Here is a 19,795-nt window from a genome sequence, read left to right on the forward strand (position 1 = left end):
CGTACCGGGCCCGGGACTGCTCAGGAGTCGCGGCGCGCCCGGGAGTCCAGTGCGTCGCCGGTCAGGAGCGCGGCCGTGCCGGTCCGGGTCAGGAGGCGGTGCAGGGCGGGCTGGCGGTTGTCCAGGTGCAGCCGGGCGCCCGCCGCCACGACGATGCGGTGCACCTTCATCAGCTCCGACAACCCGGAGGAGTCGCAGAAGCCGATCGCGGCGCAGTCCAGGCGGACGTGGCGGACGCCGGTGCCGGCCGCCAGGTGGTCGGCGATCAGGCGCAGCAGCGTGCCGGTCGTGGCGAACTCGAGGTCGCCCTCGATCGTCACGCGGGCCGTGCCCTCTTCCGCGGTGGTCCAGGTACAGGTCAGCCCGGTGGTCATGCGGGCAGCTCCGATCCGGCGGCCGGCTCCGCCAGGTGCGTACGTGCGGCGCGGAGCATGCCGGTGGCCCGCGGGAAGTCGCGAAGCTCCGCTTCGAACAGCTCGAGGGCCGGCACGAGCGACGCCGCCGGGACGCCACGCGCGGTCAGGATCCCGGCCGTCCAGCCCAGGAACCCGGTGAACAGCTCCTCGTCGCCGACGTAGAGGGCGGTCGCCAGGAACTCGACGATGTGGGCGAGGTCCTCGGCGGTGTGCTGGCGCTGCTGGTCGGTGTAGGCCCGCATCGCCGGGATGCGCTCCGCCAGGCCGGTCAGCACCGTCTTCACCAGCGCCGGCGAGCTGCGCGTGACCAGCGTGTACTCCTGGTCGGCCAGGTGCGGCAGGTCGTCGAGCGGCTGGTGCGCAGCGTGCGGGCGGGGGAGCGGCTCGGCCAGCCGGTCGGCGGCCGCGCGCGCGTCCGGGGCCCACGCTTCGGCGCCCAGCAGGCGGGCGTACCGGCCGTCGGGGCCGAAGGCGGCGCCGCCCGCGATGACCGGGGTCGCCGCCGCCTGGCACGCCGTGATCGTCGCGTGCGCGGCCGGCAGCCGGGTCGCCAGCGAACCGGACAGCGCCACCGCGTCCGGGCCGGTGCGGTGCAGGTGGGCCACCAGGTGCGGGGCCGGCACCTGCGCGCCGAGGTAGTCCACCCGGAACCCGCGCAGCCGCAGCACCTCCGACAGCAGCCGGGCCGGCATCGCGTGCCACTCGCCGTCGACGCAGGCGACGGTGATCCGGCCGAGGTGTGGTTCGGGACGGCGCAGGACGTGGCCGACGGTGGCGATGACGCGGTCGTTGATCGCGGTCGCCGCGTGCTCCTGGGCGACGCTGAGGCGGTTCGCCGCCCACTCCCGGCCGACCCGCCGCTGCACCGCGCCGATCACGTCGAGCAGCACGCTCTCCGGGTCGGTCCCGTCGCCGAGGGCCCGGACCACGATGTCGCCCGCCGCGTACTCGTCGCCGGCCGTGACGGCGTCCCAGAGCCGCTCGGCGTGCTCGGCCACCCGGGTGCCGCGGGTCACGGTGCTCATGCGGTGTACCTCCCGCGGCCGTGGCCGCCGACTGCGGCCAGGTGCTGCCCGCGAGGCGGGGTGATCGCCAGCACGGCCATGTCGTCGTGGGCGCCGCGCCCGATCCACTGCGACGCGAGCATCTGCACCCGCTCGACGACGGCGTCGGCCGGCATGTTCACGCACTCGGCCACCGCCTGCTTGAGCCGCTCTTCGCCGTACATGACGTCCCCGAGCGGGCCGCCCTTGGCCTCGACGATCCCGTCGGTGTAGAGCAGGCAGGTCTCCCCGGGGTGCAGCGTGATGTCCGCGCTCTGCGACTCGATTTCGGGCAGCACGCCGATCAGGCTGCCCTGGCTGTCGGCCTCCTCGACCCGGCCGTCGGCCCGCACGATCAGCGGCGGCGGGTGCCCCGCGCAGGTCACGCGCAGCTGCACGGTGGCGCCTTCGCGCCGCGCGGACGCCAGCACCAGGGTGACGTACCGGGCGTCGTCGTTGTCGCCGAGCGTGCGGTTCAGCAGGTCGAGCAGCCGGTGGTGGTCGACGGCCATCGGCAGCAGCGCCCGCAGCGTGGTGCGGATCTTGCCGGTCAGCACGGCCGCGTCCAGCCCCTTGCCGCAGACGTCGCCGAGCACGGCGAGTGACTCGTCGCCCTCGGCGGTGACCACCGAGTGGACGTCGTAGAAGTCGCCGCCGATCCGCTCGCCGTCGCGGGCCGGGCGGTACCGGCCGGCGAACTCGACGCCGCCGAGCTGTTCGAGGGTCGGCGGCAGCAGCTCGCGCATCAGCGTGTCGGTGATCGACGCCTGCAGCGCGAACACCCGCGCCGCCGACATCGCCGCGCCCGCCCGCGCCGCGAACAGCCGCGCGAAGAGCTCCTCGGATTCGCTGAACGACGCCCGGTCACCCCGGCGCAGCAGGACCAGGGCACCCGCGGGGACGCCGTGGCCGGGCAGCGGCGTCACGACGACCGAACCGACCGGCCCGAAGCCCGCCGGCAGCACCCACGACGGCGCCGCGTCGGGGTCGAGCCAGCGCGACGGCACCGGCGGGAAGCCCTGCAGCGCTTCGCCCAGCCCGGGCAGCTCGGCCGGGTCGATCTCCAGCCGGGTCCGGGCGGGCTCGCCGCCGCGCACGCAGGTGACGGCGGGGAAGGGGCCGCCGTTCGTCGGGGCCAGGACGAGCGCGGCGTCGGCCAGGTGCTGCGCGGCCAGCCGGGCGGCGACCTCCATGCAGCGGTCGAGGTTGAGCGAGCCGAGCAGGGCCGCGGAGGCGTCGCTGAGGAACGTGGTCCGCTCCTGCTCGCGGGCCAGCGCGTCGCGGGCGGAACGGGTCTCGGTCTCGTCGAGCAGCCACCACGTCACGGCGTCGCCGTGCAGGATCGGGTGCGCCGCGAAGCACCGCTCGCCGACCTCGCCGCGGACGATCCCGGGCGGACCGTCGCCGTGGGCGGTGACCAGCCAGTCCGCCACCGTGCCCGCCAGCGGCCGGCCGGGGGCGGCGGCGGGGAAGAGCCGGCGGGCGGCGTCGTTGAGCGAGCGGAGCACGCCGGACCCGTCGGCCACCAGGGCGGCGACGGGCGCGGCGGTCCAGCCGCGGGTGCTGTCCACCGGGACGGCGAGCGTCGGGTGCGCCCGGTCAGCCACGGGCTCCGGCCGGGTCCGGGTCGGTGGCCAGCTCGGCCCAGAGGGTCTTGCCGCCCGCCCGGCGCAGCTGGCCCCAGGCGGCCGCGCAGCGCTCGACCAGCAGGAGCCCGCGCCCGCCGTGGTCGGACGGCGCCCGGCGGCGGGCGGGCTCGCCGCCGCTGTCGTCGACTTCGATCCGCAGCTTGGCGGCGTCGGGCAGCAGGCGGACGTAGTAGGGCGCGCGGCCGTGCCGCAGCGCGTTCGACGTCAGCTCGTCCACCACCATGACCGCAGTGCCGACGAAGTGCGCCGGGAATCCGCGCAGCACCGTCCGGACCCAGTGGCGGACCCGCGCCAGTTCGGAGAGCTCGGGGGAGATGCCGAGTTCGTGCCGGACAGATCGGAGTTTCACGTCCGCCTCCTTCGCCGTGCCGGCCCCCGTGGGGAGGCCCTCCCCTTCTTCATGCCCGGAACCGGGGCCGCCGACACGGGTGTCCGAGGTTGTCATGCCGCACTCCAGGAAGCTTCGACCGCTTCGACGGCGGGGTGCACGGGCAGCACGTCACCGAGGCGGAGCAGGGCGATGGGCCTGGTCACGGCGGGTGCGGCCGACACGACGGCGAAGCGGCCGCCGGCCGCGCGCAGCCGCCGGGACAGCCGCAGCAGGATCTGCAGGCAGCTGGAGTCGCAGTACTCGACCTCGGCCATGTCGACGACGATCCGCTCGGCGCCGGGAGCGGCCGGGAGCAGCTCCGCCAGCTTCGCCGAGGCCGCGAAGTCGAACTCACCGCGCAGGGTGTAGACGCTCAGGCCGCCGGCTTCGTGCGCGACGAGCGACCAGCCGTCACCCGAGTACCGCGGCCGCGCTGCGTCGGTGGTCATCGGAAACTCCAGGCTGGGGAGGGGACACGGGCCGGCGGGGCTCAACCCGTTCCGGTCGCAATCTACCAGCGCTGTCGACCCCGGGCAGCCCGGCGTCCCTCACCGTCCTTTAAGGACTTCCTCCGGCCGGGCCGCCGGGGGCGCCGGTTCCGCGTGCTGCGGCGGCACGACGGCGACGTTCACGGTGCGGGTCAGCCGCTCGTAGGGCGCCCGGTGCTCGTTGTCGAGCAGCACCGCCAGCGGCGTCCAGATCCCGACGACGAACACCGAGGCGGCCAGTGCCACCGGCAGCAGCAGCTGCTCGGGGTGGTCGCCCAGGTCCCAGCGGTCCAGGTCCAGCAGCAGCCAGGTGAGCCACAGCGGCGAGAGCAGCACGCCGTTGCGGACCAGCAGCGCGACCGGTCCGGCCCGCCGGCCGCCCCGGCGGGTCACCCGCAGCAGCATCGCCCGCTTGCCGGGGGTCGAGCCGGTCACGGCGGGCAGCACCACGAACCACACGAGGGCGAGGATGACGACCGGCGTGTCGCGGTGGCTCAGGTCCTCGCCGAACAGCGTCAGCAGGCCGAAGAGGAACCCGAGCAGCGCGGCGAACCCGAGCAGGTCGGTGGCCAGCGCGAACAGCCGCCGGGTGAAGGTGACCCTTGCGGCGTAGCGGCGCCGGTCGTGCTCGGGTTCCGGCGACGGGAGCAGGCGCCCGAGCGGGCCGGCCAGCAGCCAGCCGGCCACGACGCCCGCGGTGTTGAGGATGAGGTCGTCGACGCTGAACAGCCGGTACGGGCACGGGTAGACGAACCAGAGGCCGGTCAGCTGCGTCAGTTCGAAGAACAGGGACACGCCGAAGCCGATCAGGGTCGCGGGCAGCAGCCGCATCCGCTGGGCGTAGCGGACGTAGAACCCCAGCGGCGCCAGCATCACGACGTTGAGCGCGGTGGTCCAGACCGCCGGGTTGTGCAGCAGCGCGCCCGGGCTCCAGTGGCCGCGGGCACGCTGGGAAACCACCTCGACGAAGTAGAACGGGCGCAGCTGCGGCGAACTGGCGTAGGTGTGCCCGGCGCAGTAGGCGGGATCGGCCGGCAGCGGCAGGACCGTCTGCATCGCGATCGCCAGCAGGTAGAACAGGAACGTGTAGAAGACGAACGTCGGCCATCCGCCGGCGCGGCCGCGGCGGCGGTAGCTGACGAAGGCGGCCGGGAGCATCACGGCCAGCGCGACGAACGGGAAGAGCAGCAGGGCGGTCCGGACGGGGACGAGGTAGGTGGCGACCACGGAGCCGGTGGTACCCAGCCGCGGGGGCGGCGAAGCGTGCTTCCCCCGGACGGCTGGGGATCACCGGCGGCGGCTCACTGCGGCGGGGCGTCCTGCCCGCTGCCGCCCTGCTTGTGCAGGAACTCCTTCGCCTTCTCCGAACCCTGGTCGATCTGGTCGCCGTGGTCGCCGAAGCGCTGCTTGGCGGCCTCGGCGGCCTTGTCGACACCCTGGTCGGCCTGGTCCGGGTGCTTGCCGAGTGCTTCCTTGGCCTTGTCGAACAGGTTCATCGTGGACCTCCGCTCGAAACCGGTGTTCGGACAACCCCGAGGGAAGCACCAGTGGCGCGGACCCGCAACGCTCCTTCCCCTGACCCGGCGATTCCGGCGGTATCCGCGGGTGAACGGCCGGGGGCGGGGTTTCACGCCGGGCGGTTCCGGGAAAGGGCGCGGACGGGTGCGGAGGGGTTTCGCCTGAACCGCCCGGGGCCGCAGCCCGTATACCGGGGTGAGGATCGCCGGCCCCGCCGCACGGGCCGCGCGGTCGCCGCCGCGAACGACGACGTGAGGCCCGCATGCTCCGACGAACCGGTCCGACCACCCCGGCCGTGTCCCTGCCCGACTTCGGCCTGCCGCGGCTCGCCCGGCGGCACGACGTCGCCGGCGGGGTCCTGACCGTGCTGGCCGCGCTGCTCGTGCTCTTCGGGCTGCTGGCTCCGGACGACCTCAGCTCGTTCTCCGCGGCGGCCCTGGTGCGGGTGCCGGTCGAGGGGGTGGTCATCGGCGCGGTCCTGCTGGTCCTGCCGCCGCGGGCGCGCCGCGTCGGCGCGGTGCTCGCCGGGCTGGGGCTCGGGCTGCTCACCCTGCTGAAGGCGCTCGACACCGGGTTCTACGCGACCCTCGAGAAGCCGTTCGACCCGATCTACGACTGGAGCTTCTTCCACGCCGGCGTCGAGTTCCTCGCCGGGCAGATCGGGGACGCGGCCACGATCGCCGCGCTCGTCGGCGCCGGCCTGCTCGCGGTGGCCGTGGTGGTGCTGATGGTCCTCGCGGTGCTGCGGCTCAGCCACGTCGCGGCCGGGCGCCGGACCGGCGCGACGCGGGTGGTGGCCGTCCTCGCCGTGGTCTGGATCGTCTCCTCGGTGTTCGGTGTCGAGCTCGCGCCGGGGCAGCCGGTCGCCGCGCAGAGCGCCGCCGCGCTGGCCTACGGCGACCTGCGCCAGGTCGGCGCGGACCTGCGGGACCAGCGGCCGTTCGGGGAGGTGGCCGCCGACGACGCCTTCCGGTCGACCCCGGGGGCGCAGCTGCTGAACGGGCTGCGCGGCAAGAACGTCGTGCTGACCTTCGTGGAGAGCTACGGGCGGATCGCGCTCGACGACCCGGTCATCGGGGCGAAGATCGGCCCGACGCTGGACGCGGGCACGGCCGAGCTGCGCGCGGCGGGCATCGGCGCGAAGAGCGCGTTCCTGTCCTCCTCGACGTTCGGCGGCGGCAGCTGGCTCGCCCACTCGACCGTGCAGTCGGGCCTGTGGATCGACAACCAGCAGCGGTACAACGACCTGCTCGCCAGTGACCGGCTGACCCTCGGCGGGGCGTTCCAGCGGGCCGGCTGGCGGACGGTCTGGGACGTGCCCGCGCACACGAAGGACTGGCCGGAGGGACAGCGGTTCTACCACCCGGACGCCTACTACGACGCCCGGTCCATCGGCTACCACGGGCCGGGTTACGCCTACGCCACCATGCCCGACCAGTTCTCGCTGTCGATGCTGCAGCGCAAGGAACTGGCGAACTCGGCCAAGCAGCCGGTGCTGGCCGAGGTCGACCTCGTCTCCAGCCACGCACCCTGGTCGCCGCGGCCGTGGCTGGTCGACTGGAACCAGGTCGGGGACGGCTCGGTCTTCGCCCCCCAGCCCGCGGCGGGCGAAGCGCCGGAATCGGTCTGGAAGGACCCGGAGAAGATCCGCGAGGCCTACCGCGACGCGACCGACTACTCCCTGAAGACGGTGATTTCGTTCGTCCGGCACTACGGCGGCGACGACCTCGTGCTCGTGTTCCTCGGCGACCACCAGCCGCCGGTGGTCACCCCGCAGGGCGCGGTGCACGACGTGCCGATCACCATCGTGGCCAAGGACCCGAAGGTCCTCGACCGGATCGCCGGCTGGGGCTGGCAGGACGGCCTCCACCCGGGCGCGCAGGCGCCGATCTGGAAGATGGATTCCTTCCGCGACCGCTTCCTCAACGCCTTCGCACGCTGAACCAGGTTGGTCAACTGCATCAACACCGGCAAGCGCTGCAACCAGTGACCGGAGGGCCGCGCCGGATCCCCCGGCGCGGCCCTCCGAGTCGTCCCTTCAATCACGCGTGATGTCCCTCCAATCACGCTTGATGTCCCTCTGATCACGCGTGATGGCCCTTCGGCGCACGAGCAAAGCCGCGGCCGACGTGATCGAGCCCGTGACTCGCGTGATTGGGAGGACATCACGCGTGATTGGAGGGACGACACGGTGAAGGGCCTTCCGCGGTGACGCGGAAGGCCCTTCGAGTACGACCGGTCAGGAGGCCGCACGGCGTTTCGTCCGGATGTCGTACGCCACCGCGGCCAGATCGTCCACTTCGGACTGTCGGTGGGGGTGTCGGCGCTCGTCCGTCTTCGGGGCGGGGACGGCCGGGCACGTCCGGTGCCCGGCAGACTCCCGTCCGGGCCGCCGCCGGGCCGGGCGTGTTCTACTTGGTTCAGACCTTTCTGCGACGCCGCGACGAAGGGGTGGCGGCACGGCGCGGACGAGCCGGCGGCCGATCCGCGCCTCAGCCGTGCGCGGCAAAAGGGGTTGCCAGGCGACGGGATTCCACTGTCCACAGTGGACGAGGCGGGGGAAGTTCCGGACAGAAGACCGGACAAATCTGGACCGGCGCGAGCGCCGCCCGCACACTCGGCGGACGGTGTGTTTCTTTCCCCCGGCCTTGGAGGAGTTCCCATGCGTCGAAGAATCGCCCTGGCTCTCGGCGGCGCCGCCGTCCTCACCGCGTCCCTCGCCTCCGCTTCCTTCACGCCGGCGGTGGCCCAGGCGTCACCCGGCCTGCTCACCGCCATGCAGCGGGACCTCGGGCTCACCGCCGCGCAGGCGTCGGCCCGGCTCACGCAGGAAATGACCGCCAGCCGGGTGCTGCCCGCCGCGCAGCAGGCCGCCGGCAGCGCGTTCGGCGGCGCGTGGTTCGACCCGGCGCGGGGCAAGCTCGTCGTCGGCGTCACCGACCCGGCCGCGGCCGCCGCCGTCCGGCAGGCCGGCGCCGAACCCGTGGCGGCCCGGACCAGCGCGGCGAAGCTCGACGCCGCGAAGGCCGCGATCGACGCGTCGGCGAAGGCGCGGCCGGCGCCCGCCGCCGTCACCGGCTGGCGCGCCGACCCGCGGGCCGGCAGCGTCGTGGTCACCGTCCGCCCGGGCGCCCGCGGCGCCGACGTCGACGCCTTCCTGGCCCGGGCGGCCGAGGCCGGTCCGGTCACCGTGGCGACCGCGCCGGCCGCCGCGCCGTTCTCGGCCGGCACCGTCGGCGGGGACCCGTACTACATCAACGGCAACACCCGCTGCTCGATCGGCTTCTCCGTGCAGGGCGGGTTCGTCAGCGCCGGGCACTGCGGCGGCGCGGGCAGCTCGGTCGTCGGCTGGGACGGCTCGTGGATGGGCACGTTCGCCGGCTCGTCCTTCCCCGGCAACGACTATTCGTTCATCCGCATCGGCGGCGGCTGGTGGACCGCACCGGTCGTGCTGGGCTGGGGCACGGTGAGCGACGCGCTCGTCCGCGGGTCGTGGGTCGCGCCGGTCGGCACGTCGGTGTGCCGCTCGGGCTCGACCACGCACTGGCACTGCGGCGTCGTCGAAGGGCTGAACGAGACGGTCAACTACGCCCAGGGCGCGGTCTACGAGGTGACTCGCACCAACGTCTGCGCCGAGCCCGGCGACTCCGGCGGCTCGTTCATCACCGGTGACCAGGCCCAGGGCGTCACCTCCGGGGGCTGGGGCAACTGCAGCTCCGGCGGGGAGACGTGGTTCCAGCCGGTGAACGAGATCCTGCAGACCTACGGCGTGTCGCTGGTGACGGCGTAGGGAGCTCCGCCGGCGGCGGCCGATGAATCCGGCGGCCGCCGCCGGTAGGTACCGGTGCGGCCGCGCCACCGGGGCGCGGCGGGACAGCACCGGGAGCAGTCATGAGCGTGATCGTGGTCGAGTTCACCACCCTGGACGGCGTCGTCGAGGACCCGGACGGGTCCGCCGGCACGGCCTTCGGCGGCTGGGCGTTCCGGCACGGGCCGGAGGCGGTGGCCGGCGACAAGTTCCGGCTCGGGTCCCTGCTGGACACGGGTGTCCTGCTGTTCGGCCGGACCACCTGGGAGCTGTTCGCGAAGCTCTGGCCCGGCCGGTCGGGCGAGTTCCCGGACCGGCTCAACGCCGCGGCCAAGCTGGTCGCCTCGCGCACCCTCCAGGACGTGTCGGCGTGGCGGAACTCCGTGCTGCTGCGGGGAGAACTGGCCGAGACGATCGCGCGGGAAGAGCGTGATGTGGTGGTCATCGGCTCGGTCGGGATCGCGCAGGAACTCGCCCGCCACGGCCTCGTGGACGAGTACCGCCTGCTCGTCTTCCCGAGCGTGGCGGGGGCGGGCAGGCGGCTCTTCGGCGACGCCGCCGACTTCACCTTGGTCTCCGCCGTCCAGGTCGGGCCGGCGATCCTCGGCACCTACCGGACGCGCTAGCCCGGCCGAGGCCGCGGTGTCGATGCGGTGGTGCCCCGGGACTTGGCTTCGGGGAAAGGTCGGATCCGGGGGCACCACCGCCCGCGGGACGGCTGACGATGTCCTGCGGTGGACCCACCCTACGAACCGCCGGGGACCCTGACCAGGGCCTCGATCCGGTGTCGAAGGTTTGTCGCCCGGTCGGTCACCGGACGTACGGAGAGTGGGTCCCGGCCGGCCGTTGATCGACACCGTGTTGTGCTCGAAGCCGATGGTGTAGGCGAGGTCGCCGCTGCGACCATGCGGCGGACCGCGCGGCCGCACCTGGCGGTGCGCGCCGCGGCGGCGAGCGATCCCGCCGCGGCGGCGATGCTCGTCGAGGGACGTGCGTGGTCCGACGAGCGGTACGCGGCCTGGCTCGGCCGGCTCTGGGTGGCGGCACTGCCGGGTTGACCGGCCGCAGGCGGGCGCTTAACCTCAAGTTGAAACTTCAACCGATTCGCGCGCCGTGGAGCACCGATGTCGATCTTCCGCCTGAACCACGCCGTGCTCTACGTCCGGAACCTGGCCGAGAGCGTGGCGTTCTACCGCGACGTGCTCGGCTTCGGGTACATCGACGGCGGGGACGCGCACCGCGGCGCCGCGTTCCTGCGGGCTCCCGGGTCGGTCAACGACCACGACCTCGGCCTCTTCGAAATCGGCGCGGACGCCGCGGACTCCGGGGCCGGGCGGACCTCGGTGGGGCTCTACCACCTCGCGTGGGAAGTGGACACCCTCGGTGACCTCGAGCGGCTCGCCGCCCGGCTCGCCGAAGCGGGCGCGCTGGTCGGCTCGTCCGACCACGGGACCACGAAGTCGCTGTACGGCCGGGATCCCAGCGGGCTGGAGTTCGAGGTCGTCTGGATCATCCCGCGTGACCTGCTGACCGACGAGGACCGGGCGAAGAGCGCGGCCACCCGGCGGCTCGACCTCGCGGCGGAAGTGGCGAAGTACGGTCCCGACGCGCGCAGCGGCGTCGGGATCTCCCGTCCCGCTTAGACCGCGGCGCCCTCTCGCGTCGGCTCGGCCGTCCGCTGGCGCACGGGCAGGTTGCCGAGGGCGAAGCGCCCCGCGCCGACGAAGGCGATCAGGAGCAGGGACCAGCAGAACAGCGCGGCCGCTTCGCCGCCGTTCTGGATCGGGAACAGGCCCGTCGGCAGGTGGACGACGAAGTACGCGTAGGCCATCGACCCGGAGCCGAGCACGGCCGCGACCCGCGTGCCGAGGCCGACGCAGACGAGCACCCCGCACACCAGCTGGATGACCGCGGCCCACCAGCCGGGCCAGGTCCCGACGGGGATGGTCGACTTCGCGCCGAACAGGCCGAAGAGCGACTTGAGGCCGTGGCAGGCGAAGAGGAACCCGATGACGATGCGGTAGAGCCCGATGACGTGGTCGCGGGCGGGGTCCAGGCGATGCATGGTGCCTCCGGGGAGCGGGGGAGAGGGCGGCATCGAACCGGCCGGCAGTGTGGCCGGCCGCGTGCGAATTCAGGTCACCCAGATATACCGCTCGTGGAGAGTTGCCACAAGCACCAAACGTCGTGTAAGCGCCTTTCGAAAACCGTGCTCCGGTGATCGCGCCGGTCCGTCGGCGTTGTGCGGCAAGGAAAAGCCGCCGTACGGGTGATCTTTCCCGGTATGGTCCAGACCACCTGATAATCAGGTCCGCTCTTTCGCGATTATTTTCGAGTCTTTCGAGGTGACCGCTTAACGGACGACTTAACAAAATGGGGGATCCGAATGCCGTATTCCACGCACCCGAATGAAGTGTTGATCGCTGTGGCGCGGCTCACTCGAACATGTTCGCTCCGAACGTGATCGGAACGAACATGTTCGCTACAGTGGGGTCATGAGTCCGGGAAGCACGCACAACCGCCGGGAGCGGCCGGCGAAGCCCGCGTTGACGCGCGAAGGGATCGTGACGGCCGCCGTGGCCGTGATGCGAGCCGAAGGTGTCGAGCGCGTCACCATGCGGCGGCTCGCCCAGGAGCTCGACACCGGCGCGGCGTCGCTCTACGTCTACGTCAGGGACACCGAGGAGCTCCACGCGGCGGTGCTCGACGAACTGCTCGCCGAGGTCGCCCTCGACGGCGACGGGGACTGGCGCGAACGCCTGTGGGCGGTGCTGGACTCCTACCGGGCGGTGCTGTTCGCGCACCCGAGCCTCGCCCGGGTCGCGCTGGTGACCCGGCTGAGCGGTCCGCACTACCTGGCGCTCGTCGAGGCGGTGCTGGCCCTGCTCGACGAAGGTGGCATGGCCCCGGGACAGGCCGCGTGGGCGGTCGACGTCCTGCTGCTGACCGCGACCGCCACCGCCGTCGAACACGGCAGCCGCCGCGAGCGGCCCGGGGCGGCCCGCGAACACGAGGTGCTGACCGAATCCCTGGCCGGTGTTCCGTCCGGGACGCACCCCCACATCGCCGCGCTGGCCGGTGACCTGGTGTCCGGCCCCGGGCCCGCCCGCGCGAGGTGGGCGTTCGACGCCTTGTTGAACGGCGCGCTCGCCACCCCGCGCCCCGCGTCCGGGGAGGACCGATGACCCCGTCCGTCGCGATCGTCGGCGGGGGCCTCGGCGGCCTCACGCTGGCGCGGGTCCTGCACACCCGCGGGATCCCGTCGACCGTCTACGAGCTCGACGCCTCGCCGACCGCCCGGGACCAGGGCGGCACCCTCGACCTGCACGAAGAGTCGGGGCAGCGCGCGCTGGCCGAAGCGGGGCTGACGGCCGAATTCCGCGCCGTCGTGCGCGAGGAGGGCGAGGCGCTGCGCATCCTGGACCGGCACGGCACCGTCCGCTTCGAAGAAACGGCCGACGAAGGCGGCGGCACGCGGCCGGAAGTGGACCGCGGCGACCTCAAGCGGATCCTGGCCGGGTCGCTGCCGTCCGGGGTGGTCCGCTGGGGGGCCAAGGTGACCGCCGTGTCGCCGGGGACGATCACCCTGGCCACCGGCGACGTCGTCGAAGCGGATCTCGTGGTCGGTGCCGACGGCGCCTGGTCGAAGGTCCGGACCCTGCTTTCGGACGCCGTGCCGCGCTATTCCGGGCTGTCCTTCGCGGAAGCCCATCTGTCCGATGTGGACCGACAGCACCCGGCGGCGTCGGCGTTGGTCGGCGCCGGTTCGATGTTCGCGCTCGCCGACGGGAAAGGGCTGATCGCCCAGCGCACCGGCGGCGGCCGGATCCGGGTGTACGCCGCCGTCGGGACCGCCGACACGACCGCCGTCGCGGAGCTGGCCGACCGGGATCGGCTGCTCGAGGTCTTCGCCGACTTCGCCCCCGCCCTGCGGGCGCTCGTCGCGGACAGTGAAGGCGCCGTGGTCCCGCGGCCGATCCACGCGCTGCCGACCGGCCACCGTTGGCCGCGGGTGCCGGGGGTGACGCTGCTCGGCGACGCCGCGCACGTCATGTCGCCCTTCGCCGGGGAGGGCGCGAACCTCGCGATGCTCGACGCGACCGAGCTGGCTCTCGCGCTGGCCGGCCACGACGACGTCGAAAGCGCTCTCTCCACTTACGAAGCCGCGATGTTCCCCCGTGCGGAAGCCGCCGCACGGGTTTCCGCGGAGAGCCTCGAAGCCTGCTTCGCCCCCGGCGCGCCCGGCGCGATGGTCGAGCAGATGACGCGGTTCGCCGCCCAGCAGCACTGACGGAAGGAAAACCCGTGGACTTCGACCTCCTCGACACCGGCGGCGGCGACCGTGCCGTGCTCGTCCTGCACGGCGGAGCCGGACCGCGCAGCGTCACCCCGATCGTCGAGCACTTCGCGCCGCGCGCCCGCGTGCTCGCGCCGACGCACCCGGGCTGGGCGGGCACCCCGCGCCCGGCCGCGTTCGGCGGCGTCGACGACCTCGCCCTGGCCTACCTCGACCTCCTCGACGACGAAGACCTGGCCGGCGTCGTCGTGGTGGGCAGCTCGTTCGGCGGCTGGGTCGCGGCCGAACTGGCGGTGCGGGACCGCGGCCACCGGCTCGGCCGGCTCGTCCTGCTCGACGCCATCGGCCCGGCGATCGAGGGCCACCCGGTGCGGCTGCCGCAGCCGCCGCCGGGCGCCCCGGGGCCGGACCCGGCCGACCTGGCCGCCATGCAGGCGTACGCCGGGCCCGGCCTGGCCGATCCGAAACTGCTGCGCCGCCTCGCCCGGGTCCGGGTCCCGGCCCTGCTGATCTGGGGCGAGGACGACGTCGTCGTCCCGCCGGCGTTCGGCAAGGCGTACGCGGGCGCGTTCCCCGACGCGCGGTTCGAGGTGGTGGCGGGCGCGGGCCACCAGCCGGCCCTCCAGGCTCCGCGGGAGACGTTCGACTTGATCGACGAGTTCCTCGACTAGCCTGAAGGGCGACCCCCTAAGGTGGCTCCATGGTGGACGAAGAAGTCGTCTCGGAGCGCATCCGGCAGATCGCCGCCACCCTCGAGGGGCGCGCGGGCGAGCTCACCGGCGAGCTGGTCCAGCTGTACGCCACCGATCTGCCGCAGCTGGTCAACGACGACGAGCGCATGGTCAGCCTGCTGTCGTCGAGCGTCTACCAGAACATCGAGACCGCGCTGCAGATCTTCCGGCACGGCATCGACCCGGCCGGGGTCGAGCCGCCGGCCGCGGCGATCGAGTACGCGCGCCGGCTCGCGCAGCGCGGCACCCCGGTGTTCGACCTGATCCGTGCCTACGACCTCGGGCAGGCCGCGATGCTCGACTTCGGGTTCCAGGAGTGCACCCGGCTCGTCGACGACGCCGCCCTGCTCGGGGCCATGATGCGCCGGCTGCTGCGGGTCGCCTACGAGTTCATCACCCGGGTCGTCCGCCAGCTCGTCGGCGTCTACCAGGACGAACGCGACCGGTGGCTGCTCAACCGCAGTGCCGCGCGGGCGGCGAAGGTGGCGGACCTGCTCGACGGCAACGGCGGCCCGCCCGACGTCGACGCCGCCGAGGCGGTGATCGGCTACCGCCTGCGCGGCACGCACGTGGGGATGATCGTCTGGCACGCGTCGGCCGCCTTCGTCGACGACGCCCTGTCGTCGCTGGAGTCGGTCGCGGGTGCGGTGTTCGAGCGCGTCCGCGGGCACGGGCGTCCCCTGTTCGTGCCCCGCGACGAGGCCAGCGCCTGGGTGTGGCTGCCGCTCGCCCCCGGGGCGACGGTCGGCCGCGAGCACCTCGACGCGGTGCTCGCCGAAGCCGAAGCCGGCGTGCGGGTGACCGTCGGCGACCCGGGCACCGGCGTCGTCGGTTTCCGCGACACCCACCAGCAGGCCCGCCGGGTGCACGCGCTGGCCCTGGCCGCCGGGGAGCACTGCGACCGCGTCCTGACCTTCCGGGAGGTCGGCACGGTGGCGCTGATGACGAGCGACCTCAACGCGGCCCGGCTGTGGGTGGCGAGCACGCTCGGGCCGCTGGCCGCCGACGACGAGAACTGCGCGCGGCTGCGCGAGACGCTGCAGGTGTTCCTCGCCTCCGGCGGCAGCTACACCGCGGCCGCCGCCGAGCTGACGATGCACAAGAACTCCGTGCAGTACCGGGTCCGCAAGGCGCAGGAGCTGCTGCCGCGCGGCCTCGGCGAGGGACGGCTGGACGTCGAGCTGGCGCTGGCCCTGTGCCGCCGGCTGGGCGCGGCGGTGCTCTCCCCGGCGTGACTTTGGTGTCCCGGACCACGGGCGCCCAAGATCGTTGGGCCGCCGGCACGAAGTCGCGGCGCCGATCTTCGCCTACCGTGCTCCCATGGGTGAGAACGGTGGGATGCTCGCGCTGGTGCGGCTACGCCGAGGCGTCGTCGGCGAAAGCAGACGCGTCTGCCACCTGATCCCCGTCCCGGACGCCCCGGTGCCCGGCCACCTGACGGCGCTGTGCGGCGAGCCGATCTTCCCCGCCGATGCCGAGGTGCTGGACGGCCTGCGCGGCATGCCGTGCCACCCGTGCCTGCTGCGGAGTGCGACACCGGGGCAGGGCCTCCTCGCCAACGCGGGCTGAGGAGCCACCACTCCCTTCGCGGGATCGCGCGTGCGGTGCCTGAATCGATTTCGTGGAATTGCCACCCGCCCGGCCGCCGAACCGGGCTACCGAAATGCGGTCGGTGAATATCCGACCGGGAGCACGGGTATTCCGGCAGGTGACGATCGGTAGCCGATCGATCGTCCACAGTGGCGATCAACCGTGGAAGACGTGGGAAACTGCGTCGACCGGTCCAGGTTCGATAGGGCATTCGGCTGAACTCTGCGGATTGCGTATCCCCAGATGCGGTCCTGCCCCTTAGCCTTGCGTGATTCTTCGTCAAATCGCACTGGGGAGTGAGATGAAGTCCACGTCACCGCTTTGGTTTTCGCGCGCCCATTCGCCATCGGGAGCCGACTGCCGGCGATGACGCAAGCCGGTTGTCTCAGACGATTCGCGGAACTCGCCCGGCGCGCCCCCGACCGGATCGCGGTCCTGGAGGCCGGTCCGGCGGTCGGCTACGGCCGGCTGGCCGCGCTGGCCGGCGGGCACGCCGCCCGGCTGCTCGACGCCGGGGTGCGGCCCGGGGAGTTCGTCGGCCTGGTCACCGGGCACGGCACCTCCACCATCGCCGCGATCCTCGGCACCCTGGCCGCCGGGTGCGCCTACGTCCCGCTGGACCCGACCTTCCCGCGGGACCGGCTCGCCCACCAGGTCGCGGCGGCCCGCGTGTCGGCCGTGCTCGCCGACGCCGAGTGTCGCGAGCACGTCGAACTCGCGGAAGCCCTGTGCCGCACCGGGTCCGCGCGGGTCGTGCGGTCCGGAACGGACACCGCGCCGCTGCCGGTGCCCGACCCGGACCCGGACGCGCCCGCCTACGTGCTGTTCACCTCCGGCTCCACCGGGACGCCCAAGGCCGTCGCGCAGACCCACCGCAACCTGGGCCACGTGGTCGACAACCAGATCGCCACGCTCGGGATCACCGCGGCGGACCGGGTCAGCCTGCTGGCCTCCTTCGGCTTCGACGCGGCGATCCCCGACCTCTACCCGGCGCTGCTGACCGGCGCCGCCGTCGTGCCGGTGGACGTCCGCGCCCACGGCGTGGCCCACGCGGCCCGCGAGCTCGCGCGGCACGAGGTGACCGTCTACCACTCGACGCCGACGGTCTACCGCTACCTGCTCGACGCCCTCGACGGCGACCTGCCCTCGGTGCGGACCGTCCTGCTGGGCGGCGAGCAGGCGATCTACGCCGACGTCCGCCGCGGCCGGTTCGCCCCCGAGTGCGTGTACGTCAACGGCTACGGCGCGACCGAGGTGACCTTCGCCGCGCAGTACCGGCTGACCGCCGCGGACGTCGGCGACGACGACACCGGGCCGCTGCCCATCGGGACCGCGCTGCCCGGCTACACGCTGACCGTGCTCGACGGCGGTGAGCTGGAAGTCAGCGGCGAGTACCTGGTCGACGGCTACTTCGACCAGGCGAGCCCGGCGTTCGGGACCACCGGCGGCGGCGTCCGCAGCTACCGCACCGGCGACCTCGGCCGGGTGCTCCCCGACGGGAACCTCGTCTGCCTCGGCCGGCTGGACCGGCAGGTGAAGGTCCGCGGCTTCCGGATCGAGCTGACCGAGGTCGAGGCCCGGCTCGGCGAGCACCCGGAAGTGGCCGAAGCGCGGGCGATCGTCCGCGACGGGGAGCTGCTCGCCTACGTCGTCCCGGTGGCCGGATCCCGGCCGGGCGGGACGGCGCTGCGGGCCGCGCTGGCCGAGGTGCTGCCCGGGCACGCGGTACCCGGCGCGGTGACCGTGGTGCCGGCGTTCCCGCTCACCGTCAGCGGCAAGCTGGACGAGGAAGCGCTTCCGGACCCGCGGCCGCCGGCGCCCGTCCCCGCCGGGCCGATGTCCCCGGCGCAGCGCCGGGTGCACGAAATCTGGTGCGCGGTGCTCGGGCACGACCGCATCGGCACCACGGACGCGTTCTTCGACGTCGGCGGGCATTCCCTGCTGCTGGGCCGGGTCCAGCAGCGGCTGGCCGCCGAGTTCGGGACCGAGGTCCCGCTGCTGAGCCTGCTGGAGCACCCGACGGTCGCGGCGCAGGCCGCGTACCTGGAGCAGTCCACTTCGGACCCGCTGCTCTCCGGTGCGGACGAGTCCCGTGCGGACGAACCCGGCAGCGACCTGATCGCCGTCGTCGGGCTGGCCTGCCGGTTCCCCGGCGCCCCGGACGCCGGCGCGTTCTGGTGGAACCTCTGCGCGGGGACCGACTCGGTCCACGACTACACCGACGACGAGCTGGCCGCCCTCGGCATCGGCCCCGGCCTGCGCGCCGACCCGGCACACGTGCGCGCCGGCGGCCGGCTCGACGGCGTCGAGGACTTCGACGCGGGGTTCTTCGGGTTCACCGCCGAGGAGGCCGCCCGCACCGACCCGCAGCACCGGCTGTTCCTGGAGACGGCGTGGCGGGCGCTGGAGGACGCGGGCCGCGACCCGGCGCGGGAAACCGGCCCGGTCGGCGTGTTCACCGCCGCCGGGGTGAACCGGTACTTCCTGTTCCACCTGTTCGGCAACCCGGCGGTGACCGGGGACGTCGACCCGGACGACTGGGAGGGCCGGCTGCTCGGCCGCCAGCTGACCGACCACCTGCCCGGCCAGCTCGCCTACCGGTTCGGCCTGACCGGGCCCGCGGTGGCCGTCCAAAGTGCCTGCTCCAGCTCGCTCGCCGCGGTCGGGCTGGCCGCGCAGAGCCTGGCCGATTACCGCTGCGACCTCGCGATCGCCGGGGGAGTGAGCGTCACGTGGCCGCGGTACCGCGCCGGCGGCATGGCGTCCCCGGACGGCCGCTGCCGCTCGTTCGACTCCGCGGCCGGCGGCGCCGGGTTCGGTTCGGGCGCCGGGGTGGTGGTGCTGCGGCGGCTGGCCGACGCCCTCGCCGACCGCGACCACATCCACGCGGTGCTGCCCGGCTGGGCGATGACCAACGACGGCGGCGACCGCGCCGGGTACGCGGTGCCGAGCCCGGCCGGGCAGGCGGCCGCGATCGCCGAGGCCCTCGCCGTGGCCGAGGTGGACCCGGCGGAGGTCCGGCTGATCGAGGCGCACGGCAGCGGCACCCCGCTGGGCGACGCCATCGAGGTGGCCGCCCTCAACCGGGTGTACGGGGACGTCCCGCCCGGCACCTGCGCGCTCGGCTCGGTGAAGACGAACATCGGCCACCTCGACGCGGCGGCCGGAGTGGCCGGGCTGATCAAGGCCGTGTTGTCGGTGCGCCACGGCGTGATCCCGCCGAACCTGCACTTCACCGCCCCGCACCCGGAGGTGGACCTGGCGGGCGGCCCGTGTTTCGTGCCGGTCAAGGCGACCGACTGGCCGGAGGTGCCGCGGCGGGTGGCCGGGGTCAGCGCGTTCGGCATGGGCGGGACCAACGTCCACGTGCTCGTGGCGGAGGCCCCGGCACCCGGGCCGCGGGTGACGGCCGACGGCCCGTACGTCCTGCCGGTGTCCGCGCGGGACGGGACCGCCCTGCGCGAGGCGCTGTCGGCGTTGCGGGACCGCCTCGCGGCCGACCCACCGGACCTGGCCGACGTGGCGTACACCCTCGCGGTGGGCCGCCGGGAGTTCGGTGTTCGCGCGGCCGTGGTCGCGACGACGGCGGCCGAGGCGGTCGAGGCGCTGGAGACGCTGCTGGCCGAGGGCACCGGCTTGGCCGGCCCGCCGGGGGCGGCGCGGGAACTGGCCGCCCGCTGGATCGGCGGCGCGGGGGTCGACTGGGCCGCCCGGCACGACGGCGCCCGCCCCGGCCGGGTGCCGTTGCCGGGACATCCGTTCCAGCGCACCCGCTGCTGGATCGACCCGCCGGTCCCGGGAGAACAACGGTGACCGGTGAGCTCGTCCACCCGGCTGAGGCGCCCCGCGCCCAGCCCGGCGGCGGCACCACCCGATCGACCCGCC

19 protein-coding genes are annotated in these 19,795 nt (G+C 74.0%); 11 read left to right on the forward strand and 8 right to left on the reverse strand.

Annotated elements, in window-relative coordinates; translation table 11 throughout:
* Window positions 1-20: 20 nt before the first annotated feature.
* From ACLJOU_RS27025 to ACLJOU_RS27055, 7 genes are all read right to left on the reverse strand, one after another.
* Entirely contained in the window at window positions 21-374 is a 354-nt protein-coding gene (locus ACLJOU_RS27025) for an STAS domain-containing protein (protein WP_410571003.1), read from the reverse strand.
* Complete coding sequence (locus ACLJOU_RS27030) at window positions 371-1,441, reverse strand: B12-binding domain-containing protein (protein ID WP_410571005.1); 1,071 nt, start codon at window positions 1,439-1,441, stop codon at window positions 371-373. The genes ACLJOU_RS27025 and ACLJOU_RS27030 overlap by 4 nt, the downstream gene beginning before the upstream one ends.
* The gene (locus tag ACLJOU_RS27035) at window positions 1,438-3,066 is read right to left on the reverse strand and encodes a PP2C family protein-serine/threonine phosphatase (RefSeq protein WP_410571006.1); all 1,629 of its coding nucleotides are present in this window, start codon (window positions 3,064-3,066) and stop codon (window positions 1,438-1,440) included. The genes ACLJOU_RS27030 and ACLJOU_RS27035 overlap by 4 nt, the downstream gene beginning before the upstream one ends.
* Window positions 3,059-3,457, reverse strand: a complete 399-nt coding sequence (locus ACLJOU_RS27040) for an ATP-binding protein (RefSeq protein ID WP_410571008.1) — start codon at window positions 3,455-3,457, stop codon at window positions 3,059-3,061. Before ACLJOU_RS27040 ends, ACLJOU_RS27035 begins: the two co-directional genes overlap by 8 nt.
* Window positions 3,458-3,549: 92 nt before the next feature.
* A complete protein-coding gene (locus ACLJOU_RS27045) occupies window positions 3,550-3,927 on the reverse strand; it encodes an STAS domain-containing protein (RefSeq protein WP_410571010.1) in 378 nt (125 codons plus the stop codon).
* Window positions 3,928-4,026: 99 nt separating this feature from the next.
* Window positions 4,027-5,193: a VanZ family protein gene (locus tag ACLJOU_RS27050; RefSeq protein ID WP_410571012.1), complete on the reverse strand. Its 1,167-nt coding sequence runs from the start codon at window positions 5,191-5,193 to the stop codon at window positions 4,027-4,029.
* Window positions 5,194-5,267: 74 nt separating this feature from the next.
* Complete coding sequence (locus ACLJOU_RS27055) at window positions 5,268-5,462, reverse strand: antitoxin (protein WP_410571013.1); 195 nt, start codon at window positions 5,460-5,462, stop codon at window positions 5,268-5,270.
* A 284-nt stretch (window positions 5,463-5,746) separates the two neighbouring features.
* On the opposite strand from ACLJOU_RS27055, the gene ACLJOU_RS27060 reads away from it, so the two are divergent.
* The 5 genes from ACLJOU_RS27060 (at window position 5,747) to ACLJOU_RS27080 (ending at window position 10,935) form a co-directional block, all read left to right on the forward strand.
* A complete protein-coding gene (locus ACLJOU_RS27060) occupies window positions 5,747-7,426 on the forward strand; it encodes a sulfatase (RefSeq protein WP_410571014.1) in 1,680 nt (559 codons plus the stop codon).
* Window positions 7,427-8,146: 720 nt separating this feature from the next.
* A complete protein-coding gene (locus ACLJOU_RS27065) occupies window positions 8,147-9,274 on the forward strand; it encodes a S1 family peptidase (protein ID WP_410571016.1) in 1,128 nt (375 codons plus the stop codon).
* 101 nt (window positions 9,275-9,375) lie between these two features.
* Window positions 9,376-9,918, forward strand: a complete 543-nt coding sequence (locus ACLJOU_RS27070; protein WP_410571017.1) for a dihydrofolate reductase family protein — start codon at window positions 9,376-9,378, stop codon at window positions 9,916-9,918.
* A gap of 279 nt (window positions 9,919-10,197) precedes the next feature.
* Window positions 10,198-10,350: a hypothetical protein gene (locus ACLJOU_RS27075; protein ID WP_410571018.1), complete on the forward strand. Its 153-nt coding sequence runs from the start codon at window positions 10,198-10,200 to the stop codon at window positions 10,348-10,350.
* Window positions 10,351-10,416: 66 nt separating this feature from the next.
* On the forward strand, window positions 10,417-10,935 hold the full coding sequence (locus ACLJOU_RS27080; RefSeq protein WP_410571020.1) for a VOC family protein: 519 nt from the start codon (window positions 10,417-10,419) through the stop codon (window positions 10,933-10,935).
* Here ACLJOU_RS27080 and ACLJOU_RS27085 read toward each other — a convergent pair.
* Complete coding sequence (locus tag ACLJOU_RS27085; RefSeq protein WP_410571022.1) at window positions 10,932-11,357, reverse strand: DoxX family protein; 426 nt, start codon at window positions 11,355-11,357, stop codon at window positions 10,932-10,934. The genes ACLJOU_RS27080 and ACLJOU_RS27085 overlap by 4 nt on opposite strands.
* A gap of 430 nt (window positions 11,358-11,787) precedes the next feature.
* On the opposite strand from ACLJOU_RS27085, the gene ACLJOU_RS27090 reads away from it, so the two are divergent.
* The 6 genes from ACLJOU_RS27090 (at window position 11,788) to ACLJOU_RS27115 (ending at window position 19,723) form a co-directional block, all read left to right on the forward strand.
* Window positions 11,788-12,477 carry a TetR/AcrR family transcriptional regulator gene (locus ACLJOU_RS27090; protein WP_410571023.1) on the forward strand — a complete coding sequence of 230 codons (690 nt, stop codon included), beginning with the start codon at window positions 11,788-11,790 and terminating at the stop codon, window positions 12,475-12,477.
* The gene (locus tag ACLJOU_RS27095; protein ID WP_410571025.1) at window positions 12,474-13,583 is read left to right on the forward strand and encodes an FAD-dependent oxidoreductase; all 1,110 of its coding nucleotides are present in this window, start codon (window positions 12,474-12,476) and stop codon (window positions 13,581-13,583) included. The genes ACLJOU_RS27090 and ACLJOU_RS27095 overlap by 4 nt, the downstream gene beginning before the upstream one ends.
* A gap of 14 nt (window positions 13,584-13,597) precedes the next feature.
* Window positions 13,598-14,260 (forward strand): alpha/beta fold hydrolase, encoded by a 663-nt coding sequence (locus ACLJOU_RS27100; RefSeq protein WP_410571026.1) that lies wholly within the window; start codon window positions 13,598-13,600, stop codon window positions 14,258-14,260.
* A gap of 29 nt (window positions 14,261-14,289) precedes the next feature.
* Window positions 14,290-15,555 (forward strand): PucR family transcriptional regulator, encoded by a 1,266-nt coding sequence (locus tag ACLJOU_RS27105; RefSeq protein ID WP_410571028.1) that lies wholly within the window; start codon window positions 14,290-14,292, stop codon window positions 15,553-15,555.
* A gap of 103 nt (window positions 15,556-15,658) precedes the next feature.
* Entirely contained in the window at window positions 15,659-15,889 is a 231-nt protein-coding gene (locus tag ACLJOU_RS27110) for a hypothetical protein (RefSeq protein ID WP_410571143.1), read from the forward strand.
* 387 nt (window positions 15,890-16,276) lie between these two features.
* Window positions 16,277-19,723: a beta-ketoacyl synthase N-terminal-like domain-containing protein gene (locus tag ACLJOU_RS27115; protein ID WP_410571030.1), complete on the forward strand. Its 3,447-nt coding sequence runs from the start codon at window positions 16,277-16,279 to the stop codon at window positions 19,721-19,723.
* Window positions 19,724-19,795 lie beyond the last annotated feature (72 nt).

The organism is Amycolatopsis sp. cmx-4-61 (genome assembly GCF_046548775.1).
In the GTDB taxonomy this organism is placed as follows: domain Bacteria; phylum Actinomycetota; class Actinomycetes; order Mycobacteriales; family Pseudonocardiaceae; genus Amycolatopsis.

What these genes read in the sequence shown, in the direction of transcription:
- ACLJOU_RS27025 (WP_410571003.1), bottom strand. Translation starts at nt 374, where the DNA reads ATGACCACCGGGCTGACCTGTACCTGGACCACCGCGGAAGAGGGCACG.
- ACLJOU_RS27030 (WP_410571005.1), bottom strand. Translation starts at nt 1,441, where the DNA reads ATGAGCACCGTGACCCGCGGCACCCGGGTGGCCGAGCACGCCGAGCGG.
- ACLJOU_RS27045 (WP_410571010.1), bottom strand. Translation starts at nt 3,927, where the DNA reads ATGACCACCGACGCAGCGCGGCCGCGGTACTCGGGTGACGGCTGGTCG.
- ACLJOU_RS27055 (WP_410571013.1), bottom strand. Translation starts at nt 5,462, where the DNA reads ATGAACCTGTTCGACAAGGCCAAGGAAGCACTCGGCAAGCACCCGGAC.
- ACLJOU_RS27060 (WP_410571014.1), top strand. Translation starts at nt 5,747, where the DNA reads ATGCTCCGACGAACCGGTCCGACCACCCCGGCCGTGTCCCTGCCCGAC.
- ACLJOU_RS27065 (WP_410571016.1), top strand. Translation starts at nt 8,147, where the DNA reads ATGCGTCGAAGAATCGCCCTGGCTCTCGGCGGCGCCGCCGTCCTCACC.
- ACLJOU_RS27070 (WP_410571017.1), top strand. Translation starts at nt 9,376, where the DNA reads ATGAGCGTGATCGTGGTCGAGTTCACCACCCTGGACGGCGTCGTCGAG.
- ACLJOU_RS27075 (WP_410571018.1), top strand. Translation starts at nt 10,198, where the DNA reads ATGCGGCGGACCGCGCGGCCGCACCTGGCGGTGCGCGCCGCGGCGGCG.
- ACLJOU_RS27080 (WP_410571020.1), top strand. Translation starts at nt 10,417, where the DNA reads ATGTCGATCTTCCGCCTGAACCACGCCGTGCTCTACGTCCGGAACCTG.
- ACLJOU_RS27085 (WP_410571022.1), bottom strand. Translation starts at nt 11,357, where the DNA reads ATGCATCGCCTGGACCCCGCCCGCGACCACGTCATCGGGCTCTACCGC.
- ACLJOU_RS27090 (WP_410571023.1), top strand. Translation starts at nt 11,788, where the DNA reads ATGAGTCCGGGAAGCACGCACAACCGCCGGGAGCGGCCGGCGAAGCCC.
- ACLJOU_RS27095 (WP_410571025.1), top strand. Translation starts at nt 12,474, where the DNA reads ATGACCCCGTCCGTCGCGATCGTCGGCGGGGGCCTCGGCGGCCTCACG.
- ACLJOU_RS27105 (WP_410571028.1), top strand. Translation starts at nt 14,290, where the DNA reads ATGGTGGACGAAGAAGTCGTCTCGGAGCGCATCCGGCAGATCGCCGCC.
- ACLJOU_RS27110 (WP_410571143.1), top strand. Translation starts at nt 15,659, where the DNA reads ATGCTCGCGCTGGTGCGGCTACGCCGAGGCGTCGTCGGCGAAAGCAGA.
- ACLJOU_RS27115 (WP_410571030.1), top strand. Translation starts at nt 16,277, where the DNA reads ATGACGCAAGCCGGTTGTCTCAGACGATTCGCGGAACTCGCCCGGCGC.